At 70.7% G+C, this 17267-nt stretch carries 17 protein-coding genes and 1 tRNA gene; 11 read left to right on the top strand and 7 right to left on the bottom strand.

Going from position 1 to position 17267, the window contains the following annotated elements; translation table 11 throughout:
• Positions 1 to 29: 29 nt before the first annotated feature.
• Positions 30 to 926: a Bax inhibitor-1/YccA family protein gene (locus CI089_RS03555; protein WP_179223216.1), complete on the bottom strand. Its 897-nt coding sequence runs from the start codon at positions 924 to 926 to the stop codon at positions 30 to 32.
• Positions 927 to 1083: 157 nt separating this feature from the next.
• Here CI089_RS03555 and CI089_RS03550 point away from each other — a divergent pair, with 157 nt between their 5' ends.
• From CI089_RS03550 to CI089_RS03530, 5 genes are all read left to right on the top strand, one after another.
• Positions 1084 to 2082 (top strand): glycerophosphodiester phosphodiesterase family protein, encoded by a 999-nt coding sequence (locus CI089_RS03550; protein ID WP_094260288.1) that lies wholly within the window; start codon positions 1084 to 1086, stop codon positions 2080 to 2082.
• Positions 2083 to 2172: 90 nt separating this feature from the next.
• Entirely contained in the window at positions 2173 to 3795 is a 1623-nt protein-coding gene (locus tag CI089_RS03545; RefSeq protein ID WP_094260287.1) for a PAS domain-containing sensor histidine kinase, read from the top strand.
• 10 nt (positions 3796 to 3805) lie between these two features.
• Entirely contained in the window at positions 3806 to 4747 is a 942-nt protein-coding gene (locus tag CI089_RS03540; protein WP_094261223.1) for an ABC transporter ATP-binding protein, read from the top strand.
• Positions 4744 to 5835, top strand: coding sequence for an ABC transporter permease (locus tag CI089_RS03535; RefSeq protein ID WP_094260286.1), 1092 nt, complete (start codon positions 4744 to 4746; stop codon positions 5833 to 5835). The genes CI089_RS03540 and CI089_RS03535 overlap by 4 nt, the downstream gene beginning before the upstream one ends.
• Positions 5836 to 5842: 7 nt before the next feature.
• A complete protein-coding gene (locus tag CI089_RS03530) occupies positions 5843 to 7021 on the top strand; it encodes a sensor histidine kinase (RefSeq protein WP_094260285.1) in 1179 nt (392 codons plus the stop codon).
• An 11-nt stretch (positions 7022 to 7032) separates the two neighbouring features.
• Here the strand turns inward: CI089_RS03530 and CI089_RS03525 are convergent, their stop codons facing one another.
• The 3 genes from CI089_RS03525 to CI089_RS03515 form a co-directional block, all read right to left on the bottom strand.
• Complete coding sequence (locus tag CI089_RS03525; RefSeq protein WP_094260284.1) at positions 7033 to 7950, bottom strand: helix-turn-helix domain-containing protein; 918 nt, start codon at positions 7948 to 7950, stop codon at positions 7033 to 7035.
• A gap of 19 nt (positions 7951 to 7969) precedes the next feature.
• Positions 7970 to 8296 carry a DUF7882 family protein gene (locus CI089_RS03520; RefSeq protein WP_094260283.1) on the bottom strand — a complete coding sequence of 109 codons (327 nt, stop codon included), beginning with the start codon at positions 8294 to 8296 and terminating at the stop codon, positions 7970 to 7972.
• A 189-nt stretch (positions 8297 to 8485) separates the two neighbouring features.
• Positions 8486 to 8695: a hypothetical protein gene (locus CI089_RS03515; RefSeq protein ID WP_094260282.1), complete on the bottom strand. Its 210-nt coding sequence runs from the start codon at positions 8693 to 8695 to the stop codon at positions 8486 to 8488.
• A gap of 133 nt (positions 8696 to 8828) precedes the next feature.
• Between CI089_RS03515 and CI089_RS03510 the strand changes: the two genes are divergently transcribed.
• From CI089_RS03510 to CI089_RS03500, 3 genes are all read left to right on the top strand, one after another.
• A complete protein-coding gene (locus CI089_RS03510) occupies positions 8829 to 9164 on the top strand; it encodes a DUF7882 family protein (protein ID WP_094260281.1) in 336 nt (111 codons plus the stop codon).
• Between the two features lie 163 nt (positions 9165 to 9327).
• Complete coding sequence (locus tag CI089_RS03505) at positions 9328 to 10434, top strand: fatty acid desaturase family protein (RefSeq protein ID WP_373441587.1); 1107 nt, start codon at positions 9328 to 9330, stop codon at positions 10432 to 10434.
• Positions 10435 to 10478: 44 nt separating this feature from the next.
• Positions 10479 to 10784 carry a biopolymer transporter Tol gene (locus CI089_RS03500; protein ID WP_094260279.1) on the top strand — a complete coding sequence of 102 codons (306 nt, stop codon included), beginning with the start codon at positions 10479 to 10481 and terminating at the stop codon, positions 10782 to 10784.
• Positions 10785 to 10792: 8 nt separating this feature from the next.
• Here the strand turns inward: CI089_RS03500 and CI089_RS16355 are convergent.
• The 3 genes from CI089_RS16355 to CI089_RS03490 all read right to left on the bottom strand — a co-directional run bounded on the left by CI089_RS16355 (position 10793) and on the right by CI089_RS03490 (position 12730).
• A tRNA-Met gene (locus CI089_RS16355) sits at positions 10793 to 10868 on the bottom strand.
• 63 nt (positions 10869 to 10931) lie between these two features.
• Positions 10932 to 11276: a hypothetical protein gene (locus tag CI089_RS03495; protein WP_094260278.1), complete on the bottom strand. Its 345-nt coding sequence runs from the start codon at positions 11274 to 11276 to the stop codon at positions 10932 to 10934.
• Positions 11273 to 12730, bottom strand: a complete 1458-nt coding sequence (locus CI089_RS03490; RefSeq protein ID WP_179223215.1) for a PspC domain-containing protein — start codon at positions 12728 to 12730, stop codon at positions 11273 to 11275. The genes CI089_RS03495 and CI089_RS03490 overlap by 4 nt, the downstream gene beginning before the upstream one ends.
• A gap of 114 nt (positions 12731 to 12844) precedes the next feature.
• On the opposite strand from CI089_RS03490, the gene CI089_RS03485 reads away from it, so the two are divergent.
• The 3 genes from CI089_RS03485 to CI089_RS03475 are packed head-to-tail and all read left to right on the top strand — an operon-like array spanning position 12845 to position 17252.
• Positions 12845 to 14086, top strand: coding sequence for an ATP-binding protein (locus tag CI089_RS03485; protein ID WP_094260276.1), 1242 nt, complete (start codon positions 12845 to 12847; stop codon positions 14084 to 14086).
• Positions 14079 to 14738, top strand: coding sequence for a LuxR C-terminal-related transcriptional regulator (locus CI089_RS03480; protein ID WP_094261222.1), 660 nt, complete (start codon positions 14079 to 14081; stop codon positions 14736 to 14738). Before CI089_RS03485 ends, CI089_RS03480 begins: the two co-directional genes overlap by 8 nt.
• A gap of 45 nt (positions 14739 to 14783) precedes the next feature.
• Positions 14784 to 17252 carry an ATP-dependent helicase gene (locus CI089_RS03475; protein ID WP_094261221.1) on the top strand — a complete coding sequence of 823 codons (2469 nt, stop codon included), beginning with the start codon at positions 14784 to 14786 and terminating at the stop codon, positions 17250 to 17252.
• Positions 17253 to 17267: the final 15 nt, after the last annotated feature.

Genomic DNA, 17267 nt, shown 5'->3' with positions numbered 1-17267 from the left:
GACGGGCCTTCGAGGATCGCGGGGGAGCGTCAGTTGTTGCCGCGCAGGATCGCGATGATGCGGAGGATCTCGACGTACAGCCAGACGACCGTGACCATGATGCCGAACGCGCCGACCCAGCCGTACTGACGGGGCGCGCCGTTGCGCACGCCCTGCTGGATGTTGTCGAAGTCGAGCACGAGCGAGTACGCGGCCATGATGACCACGAGCACACCGATGATGAGACCGAGCGGGATGCCGGCCACCTCCATGCTGTGCAGGCCGAACATCCGGTCGCCCGGGATGACGCCGAAGAGCATCAGGCCGACGTTGAGCAGCGAGAAGACGAGGTAGCCGAGCATCGCGATCATGAAGATCTTCGTGGCCTTGGCCGACGCGCGGACCTTGCCGCTCGCGAACAGCGCGAGGGTCACGCCGACGACGGCGAGGGTCGCGAGGGTCGCCTGCATGACGATCCCCGGGAAGATGAACTCCAGGTAGGCGGAGATGCCGCCGACGAAGAGGCCCTCGAATGCGGCGTAACCGAAGATCAGGCCGGGGCGGACCTTCTTTCGCGAGGTGAAGGTGACGACCATCGCCAGGACGAAGCCGCCCAGCGCACCGATGATCCAGGGCATCATCGTGGGGTTGGGGTTCGCGGGAGTCACCGGCAGGAGCGTCCAGACCCAACCCACGACGGCCGTTGCGACGAGGATCGCGAAGAGCCCGAGCGTCTTGACGACGGTGTCTTCGACCGTCATACGGGAGGTCTCACGGGCACCGGCGGCCGGTGCGGCGTACATGCCTTCGAGCTGCGCCTGGGCGGCGACATCCACACCGGCGTGCTGCGCCGAGGCGGTCTGCATGCCGGGGGCGGCGGGCGGCGTCAGACCCGGCCGCTGCTCCTTGAACGCGGGATTGTCGAATGCGGGGTTATTGAGGGCCACTGCTCTCACACTCCAAGTCGAGGGTCGACACAGCTGGATGCCGTGTTCACCCAGCCTACGGGAACCGGTTCCCGCGGTGTGCGTTCCCTGCTGTGAGCAGGCCATGAAGCCGATCGCCCTCAGCGAAACCGGGCGCGCCCGGCCCTAGCCTGAGACCGTGACCCGCCCGCTCGTGATCGGCCACCGTGGTGCGCCCGGGTATCTGCCCGAGCACACGCGCTCCTCGTATCTCCTCGCGCTCGAGAGCGGCGTGGATGCCGTCGAGCCCGATGTCGTCTTCAGTCGGGACGGCGTCGCGATCATCCGCCATGAGAACGAGATCGGCTCGACGACCGACGTCGCCGACCACGCCGAGTTCGCGCCGCGGCGCACGACGAAGGCGGTCGACGGCGTCGAGGTCACGGGTTGGTTCGCCGAAGACTTCACGTGGGACGAACTGTCGCGGCTGCGCTGCCGCGAGCGACTCCCGCAGCTGCGGCCCGACAGCGCCCGAAGCGACGGGGCGGAGCCGATGCTGCGGCTGCGGGATCTGTTCGACCTGGTCGCGAGGTTCGCCGAGGCGTCCGGGCGCAGACCCGGCATCGTCGTCGAGATCAAGCACGCGACGTTCTTCGCGGGCGCGGGCTTCGACGTGGCCGCCCTCATCGGCGCCGAGCTCGCGGCGGCCCGGCTCGACGCGGCCCACCTCCCGCTGTGGATCGAGTCGTTCGAGCTGACCATCCTCGACCGGCTCGCCGCCGCCGGGGTGGACGGCACCCGGATCTTCCTCCTCGAGGCCGACGGCGCACCGTACGACCTGGTCGCCACCGAGGGCGGCCGGGCCCGCGGCTACCGCGAGTGGGTCTCGCCGGCGGGGCTCGACGCTCTCCGCGGACGCGTCGCCGGGGTGAGCCTCGACAAACGGATGATCCTCGACCCGCCGCGCGGCGCGGACGGCGGGCGCGACCTCGTCAGCGCCGCGCACGAGCGCGGGCTGGTCGTGTTCACGTGGACCGCACGGCCCGAGAACGCCTTCCTCGTCCGGCGCCATCGACGCGCCGGCGGGCGGACCGCGTGGGGGGACTACCGCGGCGAGTGGGGCGAGCTCGCGGCATCCGCTGTCGACGGCGTGTTCGTCGACCACCCCGATCTCGGGGTCGAGGTCTTCGGACGCTGACACGTCCGACGTTCTCGGACTTGACAGCGGCGCCGCCGGATCGCGAGGGTGATCGTCGTCGGGCGAGCGGATGCCCGCGGATGAGGCCCGATGCTCAGCAGACCCCGGATCCAGCCGTACGCCCAATATCTGATGGGGGCGTCGACCGCGATGATCTCCATGACCGTCGCGGTCGTCGAACCCGCGCGCATCACCGCGATGTACGTCGCGGGCGTCGGCGTCATCGTGGCGGCCTGCATCGCGATGGGACTGATCTGGCACGACAAGCCGACCCGCGGAACCGTCTGGGTGTGCATCGTCCCGCTCGTGTCGATCCTCGCCTGCGCGCCGCTGCGCAGCAGTGCGATCGATCTGCTGCCGGTGACCGGGATGCTCGTCATCTTCCCGATCGCCTGGCTCGCGTTCGCGTTCCCACCCGTCGTCACGGCGCTCGGCGTGGTCGTCGCGGGGCTGCTTCCTCTTGCCGCGTCGCCCGCCGTCCCGTCGGGGCTCGGCGAGTGGGTGTCGCTCGTGACGGTGCCGGCGCTGCTCGGCATGTTCGCGATCGGCAGTCGCTTCGTCGCCGTCGATCTCGGACGCCAGCGGACGAGCGCCCGGCGCGCCCGACATCGGCTGGCCGAGGCGCTCGAGTCGTCGAGCCGGACCGACGCGGCCCTGCAACAACTGCTCGACACGAGCCCGGACGCGATCGTCGTCTTCGGCGACGATGACGCGGTGCTGCTCGCGAACGCCCCGGCACGCGCGCTCTCACGGCGCGCCGGGATCGCGATCTCGCTCGATCAGGACGGGGGGACGTCCGTCTACGAGGAGGACAGGGTCACTCCGATCGCGCTGGGCCCCTGGCTCCGCGGCGTCATCCTTTCGGGTGAACTCGCCGAACCGCGTCGCGTGTGGGTCGGCCAGCCGGGCGACCAGGTGGCGCTGAGCTTCGTGGCGCGGCCGATCGCCCTCGACGGCGAGCCCATCGGAGTGCTCGTCGTGGCTCAGGACGTGACCGAGCTGGTCGAGGCGGTCGACGTGCGCGACCGCTTCCTCGACACGGTCGGTCACGAGCTGCGCACTCCGCTCACGGTGATCCTCGGCAACGCCGAGCTCGCGGTCGCCGGGGCGATGCCCGAGCATCGCGACCGCTGGGAGACCGTTCACCGCGCCGCCGAGCGCCTGGAGCACACGGTCGAACTGATGCTCGCGACCGGTCGCGCGCACGTGGCGCCCGGGCCGACGTCGTGCGACGTGCGTGCCGTCGTCGACCGCGCCGCCGCCGATGCGGGCGACGGTGGGGCCGGAGTGAGGGTCCAGGTGTCGGGCGCCCCGGCCGACGCGCGGATCGGTGCCCGCGATCTGCACTCGATCATCACGGAGCTGCTGCGCAACGCCCGGCAGGCGTCTCCTCCCGGCGGTGACGTGACGGTGACGATCATGACCGAGCCGGGAGAGATCGCGATCGCCGTGGCGGATGCCGGGTCGGGGATGAGTCCCGCCGAGCGCAGACAGGCCTTCGAGCGGTTCTACCGCACCGCGCGGTCGCGCCGAAGCGCCGAGCAGGGACTCGGCCTCGGGCTCTCGCTCGCGCGGGGGCTGGCCCGCGCCCACGGCGGCGACATCCGCCTGCTGCCCCGAGCGGAGCAGGGCACCACCGCGGTCGTGCGGCTCCCGCGGGCCGACTCGCCCCTCTCGGATCCGCCGCTCGATCCCGCCACCGCCGTCCCCTAGGGTGTCGGACATGCTCACCGCCGGGATCAGCGTCCGTGATGTCCGTCGATCGTTCGGGCGGGTCGAGGCTGTGCGCGGCGTGGACCTGGATGCGCGAGCCGGGGCCGTCACGGGGCTCGTGGGACCCAACGGCGCCGGCAAGACGACGCTGCTGCTGATGCTCGCGTCGCTGCTGCAGCCCGATGCCGGCAGCATCCGGATCGCCGGTATCGACCCCGTCGCCGACCCGGCGCAGGCCCGCGCGCGGCTGGGATGGATGCCCGACGCGCTCGGAGCCTGGGGCTCGCTCACGGTGCGCGAGACGTTGGAGATGACGGGCCGGCTCTACGATCTCGACACGTCCGCCGCGGCTCGCCGCGCGGGCGAGCTCCTCGATCAGGTCGGACTCGCGGGGCTGGCCGGGTCGGCCGCTCGCGTGCTGTCGCGCGGGCAGAAGCAGCGGCTGGGGCTTGCTCGCGCGCTCGTGCACGACCCGTCCGTCCTCCTCCTCGACGAGCCGGCCTCGGGACTCGACCCCCAGGCGCGGGTCGATCTGCGCGGGCTCCTGCGCGGCTTCGCCGCCGCCGGCAAGACCGTACTGATCTCCAGCCACATCCTCTCCGAGCTCGAGGAGGTCGTCGACGACGCGGTGTTCCTCCTCGACGGCGCGACCGTCAGCCCCGACCGGGTCGCCGCGGCCGCGCGCCGCACCCGCGCCTGGCGCGTGCGCGTCGCCGACCTCGACGCCCAGGCCGCGGTGCTCCCGATCGCGACGGCTCTCGGGCTCGACGTCGCACGGGTGCCGATCGACCGTCGCGACGTGCTGATCCCGTTCGCCTCCGAGGGCGATGCGGCTGCGGGGCTGCGGGCGCTGGTGGATGCCGGTGTCGCCGTCGCCGAGTTCTCGGCAGCGACCGGGATGCTCGAGCACACCTTCCTCGATCTCGGTGCCGAGGGGACGGAGGCGTCATGAGCATCGCCCGACTGTGGACCGTCGCTCGGCTCGAGCTGCTCCAGCGCGTGCGCACCGTGTCGTGGTACGTGCTGCTCGGAATCTTCGCGGTGCTTCTCATCGGTGTGACGGCGCTCGCGTTCCTGGCCTTCGGCGGGATCGTCTCCGAAGCGGACCAGCGGGGCGCCGGCATCTACTCCACGATCGTCATCATCACGCTGCTGCTCGTCGTGCTCGTCTCGCCGACACTGAGCGGAAACTCCGTCAACGGCGACCGGGATGCCGCGACCCTCGCTCCGGTCCAGGTGACCCTCGCGCGCACCTCCGAGATCCTGCTCGGCAAGGTCCTCGCGGCCTGGATCACGGGTCTCGCTTTCGCTGCCGTCGCGGCCCCCTTCCTCGTCATCGCGACCCTGGCCGGGGGAGTGGACCCCGTCGTCGTCGTGGTCTCGCTGGTCGTCCTCGTGATCGAGATCGGCATCATCGCCGCGATCGGCGTCGGGCTGAGCGGCCTCATCGCCCGCCCGCTCTTCTCTGTGGCGGCGACCTACCTCGTGGTCTCGGCGCTCGTCTTCGGAACGCTCATCGCTTTCGGCCTCGGCGCGACGGCCTTCTCGAGCGAGGCGACCACGACCTATCGCCCCGCGATGTACAACCCCGACGGGTCGCCGCAGTGCGTCGACGGCAGCGACGAGTGCTGGAACGATCCGGCCCGCATGGTGTGCGGCGAGCCGCAGGAATCGACGTACACCGTGCCGCGGTTCGATCGCGTCTGGTGGGTGCTCGCAGCCAATCCGTTCGTCATCCTGGCGGACGCGACACCCGCCGAGTACGACCGGTTAGGCTACCCCGTCGACCTGTTCGGGCAGATCGCATCGGGGGTCCGTCAGGCGCAGATCGCGCCGGATCTCGAGACCGGCTTCGACGAATGCCGTCCGGTTCGCGACGAGGTGGTCTCTACCCCCGCGGAGATCCGCGAGCGGACGGTGCCGAGCTGGTTCGTCGGGCTCGGGGGACAGGTGGCCGTCGCCGGTCTGCTGGTGGCGGGAGCCTGGTCTCGGACGAGGACGCCGGCGCGGAGCCTGCCGCCCGGAACGCGGATAGCGTAAGAGTGCCATGGTCACGCAACTCGACATCACCCGCCGCGAAGCGATCGACGCCTATCACGTGATCGGTGAGGCGCCCGCGCCCGACCTGCAGGGAATCGTGCGCCTGGCCGCCACGGTCTGCGGTGTCGACACCGCGGTCATCAACATCATCGATGACCGCTCGCAGCACCAGATCGCCGCCGTCGGCTTCGAACCGGCTGTGTGCTCGCGCGAGGACTCGATGTGCGCCGCGGTCATCGCCCGGCCCGGCCGGGTCATCGTGCCGGATGCGCGACTCGACGAGCGTTTCGCCGCGAACCCGTTCGTCACCGGCGAGATCGCGCACGTACGGTTCTACGCGTCGAGTCCGCTCATCACGCCGGCGGGGGTCGCCATCGGCACCCTCTGCGTGTTCAACGACTCGGTCGGCGACCTCGACGAGTCGTCTCGCGAGGCGCTCGACCTGCTCGCGCATCAGGTTGTCGATCTGCTCGAGCTCCGCCGCATCAGCCGCGAGCTCAGCGCGTCGAACGATCAGCTCTCGCGGTTCGCGGGGCAGATCAGCCACGACCTCCGCAATCCGCTGACGGCTCTGACCGGCTTCCTCGAGCTGGCGATCGACAGTCCCGACATGGACAACGCCCCCGAGGCGGCCCGCGTGCTCGCCCGCGCCGAGTCGGCGGCCGACCGCATGAACGCCATGATCTCCGACATCCTCTCCTACGCCCGCGTCGGCGGTGCGAGCCCGCAGCGGAAGCGGGTCGACCTGGATGCCGTGATGCATGCCGTCGTCGAGGATCTCGACGCGCCGATCACGGCCTCGGGTGCCGGCATCCGACAGGACATCGACGTGGAGCCCGTCGGCGACCCCACTCTCCTGCGCGCAGTCCTGCAGAACGTCGTCGCCAATGCCCTGAAGTTCACTGCCGCGGCGGGGCGGGTCCCGCAGGTGCGAGTCGAGGCGCATGCTGTCCACGGCGGGTGGCGCATCACCGTCGACGACAACGGTCCCGGCGTGCCGCCGACCGACCGCGAACGCGTCTTCGCCCTCATGGAGCGCGGGGATTCCGAGGCCGAAGGGCTCGGCATCGGCCTGTCGACCTGCCGCCGTGTGATCGAAGCGCACGGCGGGCGCATCGGTCTCGACGACTCACCGCTCGGCGGGGCCCGCGTATGGATCCTGCTTCCCGATCCGGCGGCCGCCTGACGGAACCGCCCTCAGCGGCGGAGCGTGTGCGACGGGTGCTCGCCGTACATCGCGGCGTAGAGCTGCGCGAAGCGCCCCGTGTGCGCGAAGCCCCAGCGCAGGGCGACATCCCGGACCGTCGTCGAGCCGGGAGGCGCGGCGCGCAGTTCGCGATGCGCGCCCTCGATCCTCAGGCGGCGCAGGTAGGTGCTCGGCGGTATCTCGAACGCCTTGTGGAACGCGCTCTGGAGTGCTCGCACCGACGTTCCCGAGGCCACCGCGATGTCGCTGATGCTGATGGGGTTGCTGACGTTCTCCTCCATGAAGGCCACGGCCCGGCGGACGGCGCGCGCGGTCGGGCGGCGCCGCTCGCCCTCGTCGGGGTCGATGAGGGGGAACGCGGTCACGAGCGAGGCGACCGCCTGGTGCACCAGCTGAGTGCGCATGAGGGGCGAAGCAGCCACCTTCTCGTCGGCCAGCACGGTCGCCTCGAGGAAGCGCAGGGTTTCGGCGACGAGCCGCGGGTTCTCGGCCCGACGGTTCAGGCCCGAGAACTGCAGGTGGCGTGGGTCGTCTCCGATCATCGCTCGCAGGACGTGATCGAGCGTCTCGGTCGTGATGCTGAAGGTGCGCAGGTGCAGCTGGCCGAACTCGGCCGCGAACTCCGTGTCCGGAGGCACGATGAAGGGGGTCCGGCCGTCGCCCGACTCGCTGCCGATCTGCCAGCGGTGGCTGCCGTGCGCCGCGTGCGCCACCACGAGACGCGGGAAAGCCCGTGTACCCGAACGCATCGTCCCGGTGAACCGCATGGCGGCTGCGGCGGCGGCCGGGTGGGCCAGCGCCGCCATCTCGTAGCGGAACGGCGCCGCGCCGTCGACGGCGAGCGATACGGGGGTCTCGAACAGCGAGCTGACCGATTCCTGTGCCCGACCGGGGTCGTCGGTCTGCAACCCCCGCCGATTGGGCTGACTATTCAACAACGAGCTTGTCGGTCGCGGACTCCGCCGGCTCGGGGACGACGTAGAGCCCGCTGGGGGAGTTGGCCGTATACATGAGCGCCTCGAGCCAGGCGCGATTGATCGCGGGTGTGCGGCTGCCGTGGAACGTGAAGACGAGAGAGGCGCCGGCGTGCATCCACACGGTCGTGCGGCCCTTGCCGACCCTGACGTCGTCCTTCCAGGTGAAGAAGAACGCCTCACCGCGGCGGAGCTTCGCCCCGATGGTCATCTGGAGGTGTGCGAGCGTACGGTCCTCGATCTCGACGCGATTGTTGCCGTCGTAAACAAACCTGCCCAATATTCCTCCTTGCGCGCCCTTCGGCGCGATCAACAGCTTCCGCGATCGTGTCGGGGGGTCGCGCGGAAGAATCCGTTCCGCGCGCACTCGATCCGCGACGCGCACAGACGTGCTGTGCCACCGCAGATTTCAGGCAGTTGTCAGGGAGTGGGGAGGGGGTTGACTTTTACGGCTGACTACGTAACACGCTCATTCGCCGGGAATGTCGGCGAGGGTGACGTCGACGCCGGGGGTGATGAGGAGGTCCGTCGTCTGGGCCACGCCTTCGCCGTCGTTGACGGTGAGCCAGCCGTGACCGAGCGCGAGGGCGGCGGCGATCTCGGCTCGGATGTCATCGATGTCGCGGCCGCCGATGCTGTAGGGGCGACCGCCGTAGAACACGTCGACTCTCTTGGACACGGCATCCGCCCTTCATCGCACCGGCGTCGAGCACGCCGCGTCAGGCGAGACTACCGATCCCGTCCTCGAGCACAAGGGGATGCCGGCGGTGGCTCGCGGGCACTAGGGTCGGGCCGGACCGGAAGGAGACGCGATGGGTCGTTTCATCTACGAGAACCAGATCCGAGCGGATTTCGAGGATCGGACGCTCGCGCACCTTCAGACCGTGATCACGACGAAGCTGCGGCGCGGCGAGGCGTTCACCCTCACGTGGAAGGACGACGTCAGCATCGGCGACGGCCGGACGACGGTGTGGCTGCACCCGGGCTGCGGCCTCGTCTTCAAGTACTACGGCAGCCGGACGCCGTCGCTGAATCGCGCGTGGCTCGAGGCGCTGACCTACACCGCCAACTCGCCGACGGGACTGTACGTCGTGCCGGAGCCGCCCGACACTCCGCGCACCGGAGCGTTCCTCGACGGCTCCGAGTAGCCGAGCCGGCCACCGTCACCTGAGCGGTCGCCGTGCATCCGCGATGAGAGCCGGGCATATGCCGCTGCGGCGATCCATCGCTCCGTAGTGTGGGCCGCAGCCGTCGGCATCCGCCTTCCGCTCCCCGACCATCCCGGTCACGAACGAGTCAGCAGGTGCTCCCATCGCTTCATCCGTCGTCGAGTCGCGTCTCGGCCCCGTCCGCACCACCTATGCCGGAACAGCCGATTTCCCTCCGATGGCCCACGCCTTCACCGATGTCTCGCGTGTCGTCCGTGAATCGGGTCTCCTCCGCCGCACGCCGTGGTTCTACGGCCTCGTCGGCCTCGCCCTCGTCCTCGCGATCGGCGGATGCGTCACCGGCTTCGTCCTCCTCGGCGACAGCTGGTTCCAGCTGCTCATCGCCGCAGCGCTCGGCATCGTCTTCACGCAGGTCGCGTTCCTCGCCCACGAAGCCGACCACCGTCAGGTGCTCGCCTCCGGCCCCGCGAACGACCGGCTCGCCCGTTTCCTCGCCGTCGGCGTCGTCGGTATGAGCCTGTCGTGGTGGACGTCGAAGCACGCCCGTCACCACTCGAACCCGAACAAGGTCGGCAAGGACCCCGACATCGAGATCGACACGATCTCGTTCATCGAAGAGGACGCGGCCACCGCCCGCGGCATACGCCGGTTCATCACGCAGCGCCAGGGCTGGTTCTTCTTCCCGCTGCTGCTGCTGGAAGGCCTGAACCTGCACGCGCTGTCGATGCGCCACCTCGTCAGCCGAGGCCCGGTGAAGAAGCGCGCGCTCGAGATCACCCTGATCCTCGCGCGGTTCGCGCTCTTCGTGGCGCCGGTCTTCATCTTCCTGCCGATCGGCATGGCCTTCGCCTTCTTCGGAGTGCAGGTCGCCGTGTTCGGGCTGTACATGGGCGCCTCGTTCGCGCCGAACCACAAGGGCATGGCGATCATCGCGCCCGACGCGAAGCTCGACTTCTTCAGCAAGCAGGTGCGCACCTCGCGCAACATCGGCGGCGGCTGGTGGGCGACGTGGCTCATGGGCGGCCTCAACTACCAGATCGAGCACCACCTCTTCCCGAACATGCCGCGGCCGGCACTCGCCCGCGCCCGCGAGATCGTCAAGGACCAGTGCGACGCCCTGAACGTTCCGTACACCGAGACGACCCTGTGGCGGTCGTACGCCATCGTCATCGACTATCTCAACCGCGTCGGACTCGCTGCTCGCGACCCGTTCGACTGCCCCATTCGCGCCGAGTTCCGTCGCGCCTGACCCGCAGCATCCCTTCGACATCGGCCACGGCTCATACTGAGTCCGTGGCCGATGTCGATTCCGAGCGCTGGCTCGTCGTGGACGGGCGGCGCTGGCGACGCACCGATCCGTCGCTTCCCGACGATGTCGTCGCCGCGCTGACATCCCACCTCGGCCGCGGTCGATCCGCGGTGGGAGCCGCGAAGCGTCGCGGAGACGACGACGCGGTGGCTGCGGCGCGCGAGCGCGTGGGCCTTGCCAAGCACGGCCTGGGGGAGCGCGGGCCGTACTGGTGGGACGAGCCCGAGGCGGACCGTCTCGCCCGAGCGCGGGATGCGCTGCGACGGCTCGATGCGCTCGATGAGGATTGAGACCCGAATGGACGCGACGGCGGGAGTCGAACCCGCAACGCGATCGGTTATGAGCCGATGCCCGGGACCACCCGGATCGCCGCGATGCCCTCACGCTACGTGGGCGCCGGCCGGGTCGCCAGAGGTGTGAAGGCCGAAGTCGTCGTGCTACGTCGTGTGACGCGCGGGTGCCTCGGTCACGTGATCCGCGGCAGGAGCGGCAGTGCGGCGGGCCGCCAGCGAGCGCTGAGCGTGCCGCAGCATGCCGACGATTCCCGCGACCAGGATCGCGGCGCCCGCGGTCAACAGCGCCGTCGCGATGAGCGTCGGAATCGAGATCGCCGTCACCCACTCGATCAGTCCGCCGTACGCGTCAGGTGAACGGGTGAGCACGATGCCGGCGACGGCGAGCGTCGCGAAGGCGAGGCCCCACACGACACCGGCCCACCGCACCCGGGGGCGAGCAGGAGGCGAGGGGAACGCTGTGCCTTCGGTGGTGACCAGGTCGGTCATCGGTCGGTCTCCTTCGGTTCGAGGAGGCGGATCTCGATGTAGCCGCTCTCCTGGTCGAGGGTCAGCGATTGACGCGTCGTCGTCTCGCCTCGAGAGGGGATCGTCATATCGACCGCGGTCCGGTTCGCGCCGAGGTCCCGCGCGTCGGGGCCGTCGGTGAGCACGGTCCATTCGTCGCCCTCCGAGAGGATCAGTGACGTATCGTCGCCGACGGATGCGTGCAGGGTCACTTCGACACCGGGTGCGACCGTCACATACGTCGAGCCCGACCCCTTCTCGATGGTCAGCGGCGCCGCATCGGGCGCATCGACCAGCTCGACGCGGAGCTCGCCGAACGTCTGACGGTAGGTCTCCGCCCCGGCATCGGATGAGACGTTCGAGATCCCGTAGACGCCGATGTGCAGTTCTTCGACGACGGAGGCGGCGACCGCGACGCCTCCGCCCATGAGCAGGCACACGGTCGCGAAGGCGAGGAAGCCGCTCCGGCGGCGGATGGCTCCGGCGACGATCATGGCGATCGCCGTGACGGTGGCCGCGGCGAACAGCCCGAGCGCCACGTCCGCATCGCCCGAAGCAGTGAGCGCGGCGATCGTGCCTGTGACGACGGCAGCGCCGGCCGTCACCGCGACGAACGCGATGCTGGTGCGCGGCCGCTCCGCGCGCCGAACTCGACGGCGCTCGGCCGCCTCGCGTGCGAATACGGCGGCCGCGGCGCGACGCTCGTCCCGCGCGGCGGTGCGAGCGGCGCGATCGGCGTCGTCCTGCTCTCGGCGCCAGGCGCGATCGCGCTCCTTCCAGGCGGCGTGCTGCGCGCGCCAGGCGGCCAGGCCGGCTGCGTCGGCGTCGTCGCTCGGTGGCGCGGGCTCGGCGGGCGCGGCCGCGACCTCCGCCGCCTCGGCGCCGGCATCCGCGGTCGAGTCACCGGCGGGCGCGTCCGGGACCTTCTCCGGGCGCCGAGCCCGGCGGGCGCTGCGGATGAGCAGCGCGATCACGGCGGCCGCGAGGACGGTTCCGCCCATGAGGGCGAGCGCCACGAGGACGGTCACGACGGCGCCGGCGCTCGAACCGGTCGCGAGCGCCGTGACGGTGACGAGCAGGCCGAGGCCCTGGAGCACGCCGACGATCGCGACGGTGAGGATCGCGCCCTGAGCGTACGAGAACCGGCCGCGCTCGAGGTCGGCGGCATGGGAACGCCCCGACATGTCGGGCAGGATCGCCCAGGCGGCGGCGTAGGCGACGATGGCGGGAAGACCGATGACGATCGCGACCGCGGCGAGGCCGCGCACGATGACCGGGTCGATGCCCCACCGTGCCGCCACTCCCGCACACACGCCGCCGATCCACCCGTCTCGGCGGGCGACGCCGAGGGCATCGACCCAGCGGAAGAACCGGCCCTCCGTCGGCGACGCGGGATCGAGTGCCGGCGGAGCGGCGAGGGGCGGCGCGGAAGTCATGATCCGATCCTGCGGCGAACGGGGCGCCGGACGATATGGGGGATCGCCCTGAGGCATCCCTGATCCTGCGCCGGCGCTGGTGTGCGGCCGCGGCCGGAGTGATTGGATGTCGCCATGTCCTCCGCTCTCGCGACTCCCGCCGTGCACCCGGGACCTCCGCCCCGGCGACCGGCCATCGGCCCGGGCACGCGGCCGCCGCTGGAGCGCTCGCGCGACAGCGTGGTCTCGGGCGTCAGCGCGGGGCTCGCGAGGCACCTCCGGGTCAGTGCGGGCAGCATCCGTGCGCTGTTCGTCGTCCTGACGCTCGTCGCGGGGGCGGGGCCGCTGCTGTACCTCTGGCTCTGGACCCTCGTGCCGTGGCAGCCGGGTCCGGCCGAGCCGACGCGGCGGGCCCCGGTCGCGTGGATCGGTGTGTCCGCGGCGACCGCCGCGCTGCCGATCCTCTTCGCGGTGTTGGCCGTCGAGGCGCGAGACGCGTGGATGTCACGGTCGTTCTCGCCGGCGCTCGTCGCGGTGGTCGCGGTCGTGAGCGTTCTCGCGACGGTCTCGGGATGCTGGGCGGAGCTCGTCGACCGCCGCGACGTCGATCGCGGAGCCCGACACGCCGTCGCGGTGCGGGCCGCCGCGGCCGGCATCCTGATCGTCGTGCTCCTCGCGATGCTGCCGCGCGTTGATTCCGACGGGATCGTGGCGCTTCCTGCCCTTATCGTCCCCGTCGCGGGACTGCTCGCGCTGGTCGGGTCCGCCCTCGCGAGCCGGTGGGGAGATCTGTCGGGGGAGCGCGTGCGGCGCATTCGCGAGGAGCAGCGAAGCGCGATGGCGGCGCATCTGCACGACTCGGTGCTGCAGACGCTCGCGCTCATCCAGAACACGGCGGGTGCCTCGAGCGAGGCCGCCCGCATCGCCCGGGCGCAGGAGCGGGAGCTCCGCGCCTGGCTCTTCGACGGCGAAGCGCACCCCGACAGCGACCTCGCCACCGACCTGCGCGACTACGCCGCCGCGCTCGAGCTCGACTATGCGGTGCGGATCGACGTGGTCTCCGCTGGGCTGTCGGCCGAGCAGGCCAGCGGTGAACTGGCGGCGGCAGCGCGCGAATCGATGCTCAACGCCGCCCGGCACGCCGGCGGAGACGTCTCGGTCTACATCGAGGGCGGATCCCGCGGGGTCGACGTGTACGTCCGGGATCGCGGCCCCGGGTTCGACGTGACCGCGATCCCGGACGACCGGCTGGGCGTTCGCGAGTCGGTCATCGGCCGGATGCGGCGCGCCGGGGGATCGGCAACGGTCCGGACGGCGGCATCGGGCGGCACCGAGGTCCACCTCCACGTCGGCGGTGCCGGTGACGCGCGTGGCTGACGGGCTGCGCGTCGTCATCGTCGACGACCACTCCATCTTCCGGTCGGGGCTCCGGGCGGATCTGTCCGCCGGGATCGCGGTCGTCGGCGAGGCCGCCGACGTGGAATCCGCCGTCGAGGTCATCGCGCGAACGGAACCCGACGTCGTGCTGCTCGACGTGCATCTGCCCGGCGGATCGGGCGAGGACCGCGCCGGGGGAGCGGAGGTGATCGGGCGGGCCGCCCCGACATCGGCGCGGTTCCTCGCGCTGAGCGTCTCGGATGCCGCCGACGACGTCGTCCGCGTCATCCGAGCCGGCGCGCGGGGATACATCACCAAGGGGTCGTCGGGTGACGAGGTGAGCCGCGCCGTCGTGGCGGTGGCGGGCGGCGACGCCGTCTTCTCCCCGCGCCTCGCGGGTTTCGTCCTCGACGCGTTCGGCGCGGTGGCGGGTGAGACGGCGACGGCGGTCGATGAGCTCGACCGGCTGTCGTCGCGCGAGCAGGAGGTCATGCGCCTCATCGCCCGCGGCTACGCCTACAAGGAGGTCGCGGCCGACCTGTTCATCTCGGTGAAGACTGTCGAGACGCATGTCTCGGCGGTGCTGCGCAAACTGCAGCTGTCGTCTCGGCACGAGCTGACCGCCTGGGCGACGGCCCGTCGTCTGCTCTGACCGGTCCGAACGGGTGTCGGCGGCCGAACGTAGAATCGAGTGGTCATGCCAGAGCCCATCAAGCCCGTCATCGTCGGGTCCGCCGCATCCGTGCGCCCCGGCGCCTCTTCGGGCGAGCGTCCCGACGCCGACCTCCTCGAGGGGCTCAACCCGCCCCAGCGCGAGGCGGTGACCTATCGCGGCCCGGCGCTGCTGATCGTCGCGGGCGCCGGCTCGGGCAAGACCCGGGTGCTCACGCATCGCATCGCCTCGCTCCTGCGCGGCCGCGAGGCATGGCCGAGCCAGATCCTCGCCATCACCTTCACCAACAAGGCCGCCGGGGAGATGCGCGAGCGCGTGCAGCAGCTGATCGGCGACAGCGCGCAGGGCATGTGGATCTCGACGTTCCACTCGGCGTGCGTACGCATCCTCCGGCGTGAGGCGCAGCAGTTCGGCTTCACCAAGAACTTCACGATCTACGACTCCGGTGACTCGCGGGCTCTCATCAAGCGTCTCGTGAAAGAGCACGAGGCCGACGCCTTCGGGCTCACGCCCGCGGGCGTGCAGAGCCGCATCTCCAAGCTCAAGAACGAGCTCGCCGACGCCGACTCGTATGCGCGCCAGGCGAACATGTCCGATCCCGCCGAGCGCGTGTTCGTCGAGCTCTTCGGCGCGTACCAGTCCGCCCTCCAGCGCGCCAACGCCTTCGACTTCGACGACCTCATCGCGCAGACGGTGTACCTGTTCCGTGCGTTCCCGCACGTCGCCGACGTCTACCGCAAGCGGTTCCGACACATCCTCGTCGACGAGTATCAGGACACCAACCACGCCCAGTACGCGCTGATCCACGAGCTGACCCGTCCCGTTCAGGGACAGGGCGGCGACGCGTTCTCGTCGGGCGGCATGATGATCTTCGAGCCCGAGTCGGCCCCCGAGGTCGAGGCGGCCTCGCTGACCGTCGTCGGTGACTCCGACCAGTCGATCTACGCGTTCCGCGGCGCCGACATCCGCAACATCACCGAGTTCGAGCGCGACTATCCCGGCGCGAAGGTCGTGCTCCTCGAGCAGAACTACCGCTCGACGCAGAACATCCTCTCGGCCGCGAACGCCGTCATCTCGAACAACTTCGACCGCAAAGACAAGAAGCTCTGGACGGATGTCGGCGCCGGCGACGCGATCGTCGGCTTCACCGGCTACTCGCAGCACGACGAGGCCCAGTTCGTCGCCGACGAGATCGAAGCGCTGCACCGCTCGTCGGTGCCGTACTCGCAGATGGCGGTGTTCTACCGCACGAACTCGCAGTCCCGCGCGCTGGAAGAGATCTTCATCCGCGCAGCGATCCCCTACAAGATCATGGGCGGCACGAAGTTCTACGACCGCGCCGAGATCAAGGACGCGCTGGCCTACGTCGTCGCCGTCGCGAACCCCGCCGACGAGCTCGCGGTCCGCCGCATCCTGAACCGCCCGCGCCGCGGCATCGGCGACGTGACCGAGACGTCCATCGCGCGGTACGCGGCCGACCACCAGATCACCTTCCGCGATGCACTCGCCAACGCCGCGGCGCTCGGTGTGGGGCCGAAGATCCAGGCCGTGATCGCGCAGCTCGACGCCGTGCTCGCCGAGGCATCCGAGATCATGCTGCCGAGCTCGGGCGAGATCGCCCCGCCGACGGCCGTGACCGAGGGCTTGACGCTCCTGCTCAACAAGTCGGGCTACATGGACGCGTTGCGCGCGAGCCGCGACCCGCAGGATGAGGCGCGCCTCGAGAACCTCGACGAGCTCATCGCGGTGACGCGCGAGTTCGCCCGCAACAACCCCGAGGGCACCATCCTCGACTTCCTCACCGAGGTCGCGCTCGTCGCCGACGCCGACGACCTCGATGATGCCTCGGGAACCGTCTCCCTCATGACGATGCACACGGCCAAGGGCCTCGAGTACGACGCCGTGTTCGTCACGGGCGTCGAAGAAGACCTCATCCCGCACCGCATCTCGGCGAACGAGCCCGGCGGTCCCCAGGAAGAGCGGCGCCTCTTCTACGTCGCGCTCACCCGTGCTCGCAAGCGCCTGCACCTCTCGCTCGCCATGACGCGCGCGCAGTTCGGCGAGGTCTCCGCCGCCATGCCGAGCCGTTTCCTGCAGGAGATCCCGCACGACCTCATCGACTGGCGGCAGTCTCCCGGCGACGTGAACTCACGCGGCGGCATGCAGTCGCGCGCGCTCAACGGCCGGCGAACGGGCGGGGCCGGCGGCGGATTCGGCGGGTCGGGCAAGCGCTACGGCGATGATCTCGTGCCGCTCCCGCGCCGCGAGAAGAGCGGCGACATCGCCAAGTTCGCCAACCGCATCCCGGCCAAGGTGCGCGACAACGGCGACCTCGAGCTCGGCCCCGGTGATCGCATCAAGCACGATGACTTCGGCGAGGGCCGGGTCGACGCGGTCACGGGCGAAGGCGCGAAGCGCGTCGCGCACGTTCGCTTCGATTCGGCCGGCCCGAAGAAGCTGCTCATCAAGATCGCACCGATCGTCAAGCTGTGACGCAACCCCCGGCGC

It is taken from the genome of Microbacterium sp. Yaish 1, from assembly GCF_002245215.1.
Lineage (GTDB): Bacteria > Actinomycetota > Actinomycetes > Actinomycetales > Microbacteriaceae > Microbacterium.
This window is presented reverse-complemented; position numbering and strand designations above follow the sequence as displayed.

Coding starts and splice junctions, on each gene's coding strand:
- CI089_RS03545 (WP_094260287.1), top strand. CDS start 2,173: ATGCTCAGCAGACCCCGGATCCAGCCGTACGCCCAATATCTGATGGGG.
- CI089_RS03540 (WP_094261223.1), top strand. CDS start 3,806: ATGCTCACCGCCGGGATCAGCGTCCGTGATGTCCGTCGATCGTTCGGG.
- CI089_RS03535 (WP_094260286.1), top strand. CDS start 4,744: ATGAGCATCGCCCGACTGTGGACCGTCGCTCGGCTCGAGCTGCTCCAG.
- CI089_RS03530 (WP_094260285.1), top strand. CDS start 5,843: ATGGTCACGCAACTCGACATCACCCGCCGCGAAGCGATCGACGCCTAT.
- CI089_RS03510 (WP_094260281.1), top strand. CDS start 8,829: ATGGGTCGTTTCATCTACGAGAACCAGATCCGAGCGGATTTCGAGGAT.
- CI089_RS03495 (WP_094260278.1), bottom strand. CDS start 11,276: ATGACCGACCTGGTCACCACCGAAGGCACAGCGTTCCCCTCGCCTCCT.
- CI089_RS03490 (WP_179223215.1), bottom strand. CDS start 12,730: ATGACTTCCGCGCCGCCCCTCGCCGCTCCGCCGGCACTCGATCCCGCG.
- CI089_RS03485 (WP_094260276.1), top strand. CDS start 12,845: ATGTCCTCCGCTCTCGCGACTCCCGCCGTGCACCCGGGACCTCCGCCC.
- CI089_RS03475 (WP_094261221.1), top strand. CDS start 14,784: ATGCCAGAGCCCATCAAGCCCGTCATCGTCGGGTCCGCCGCATCCGTG.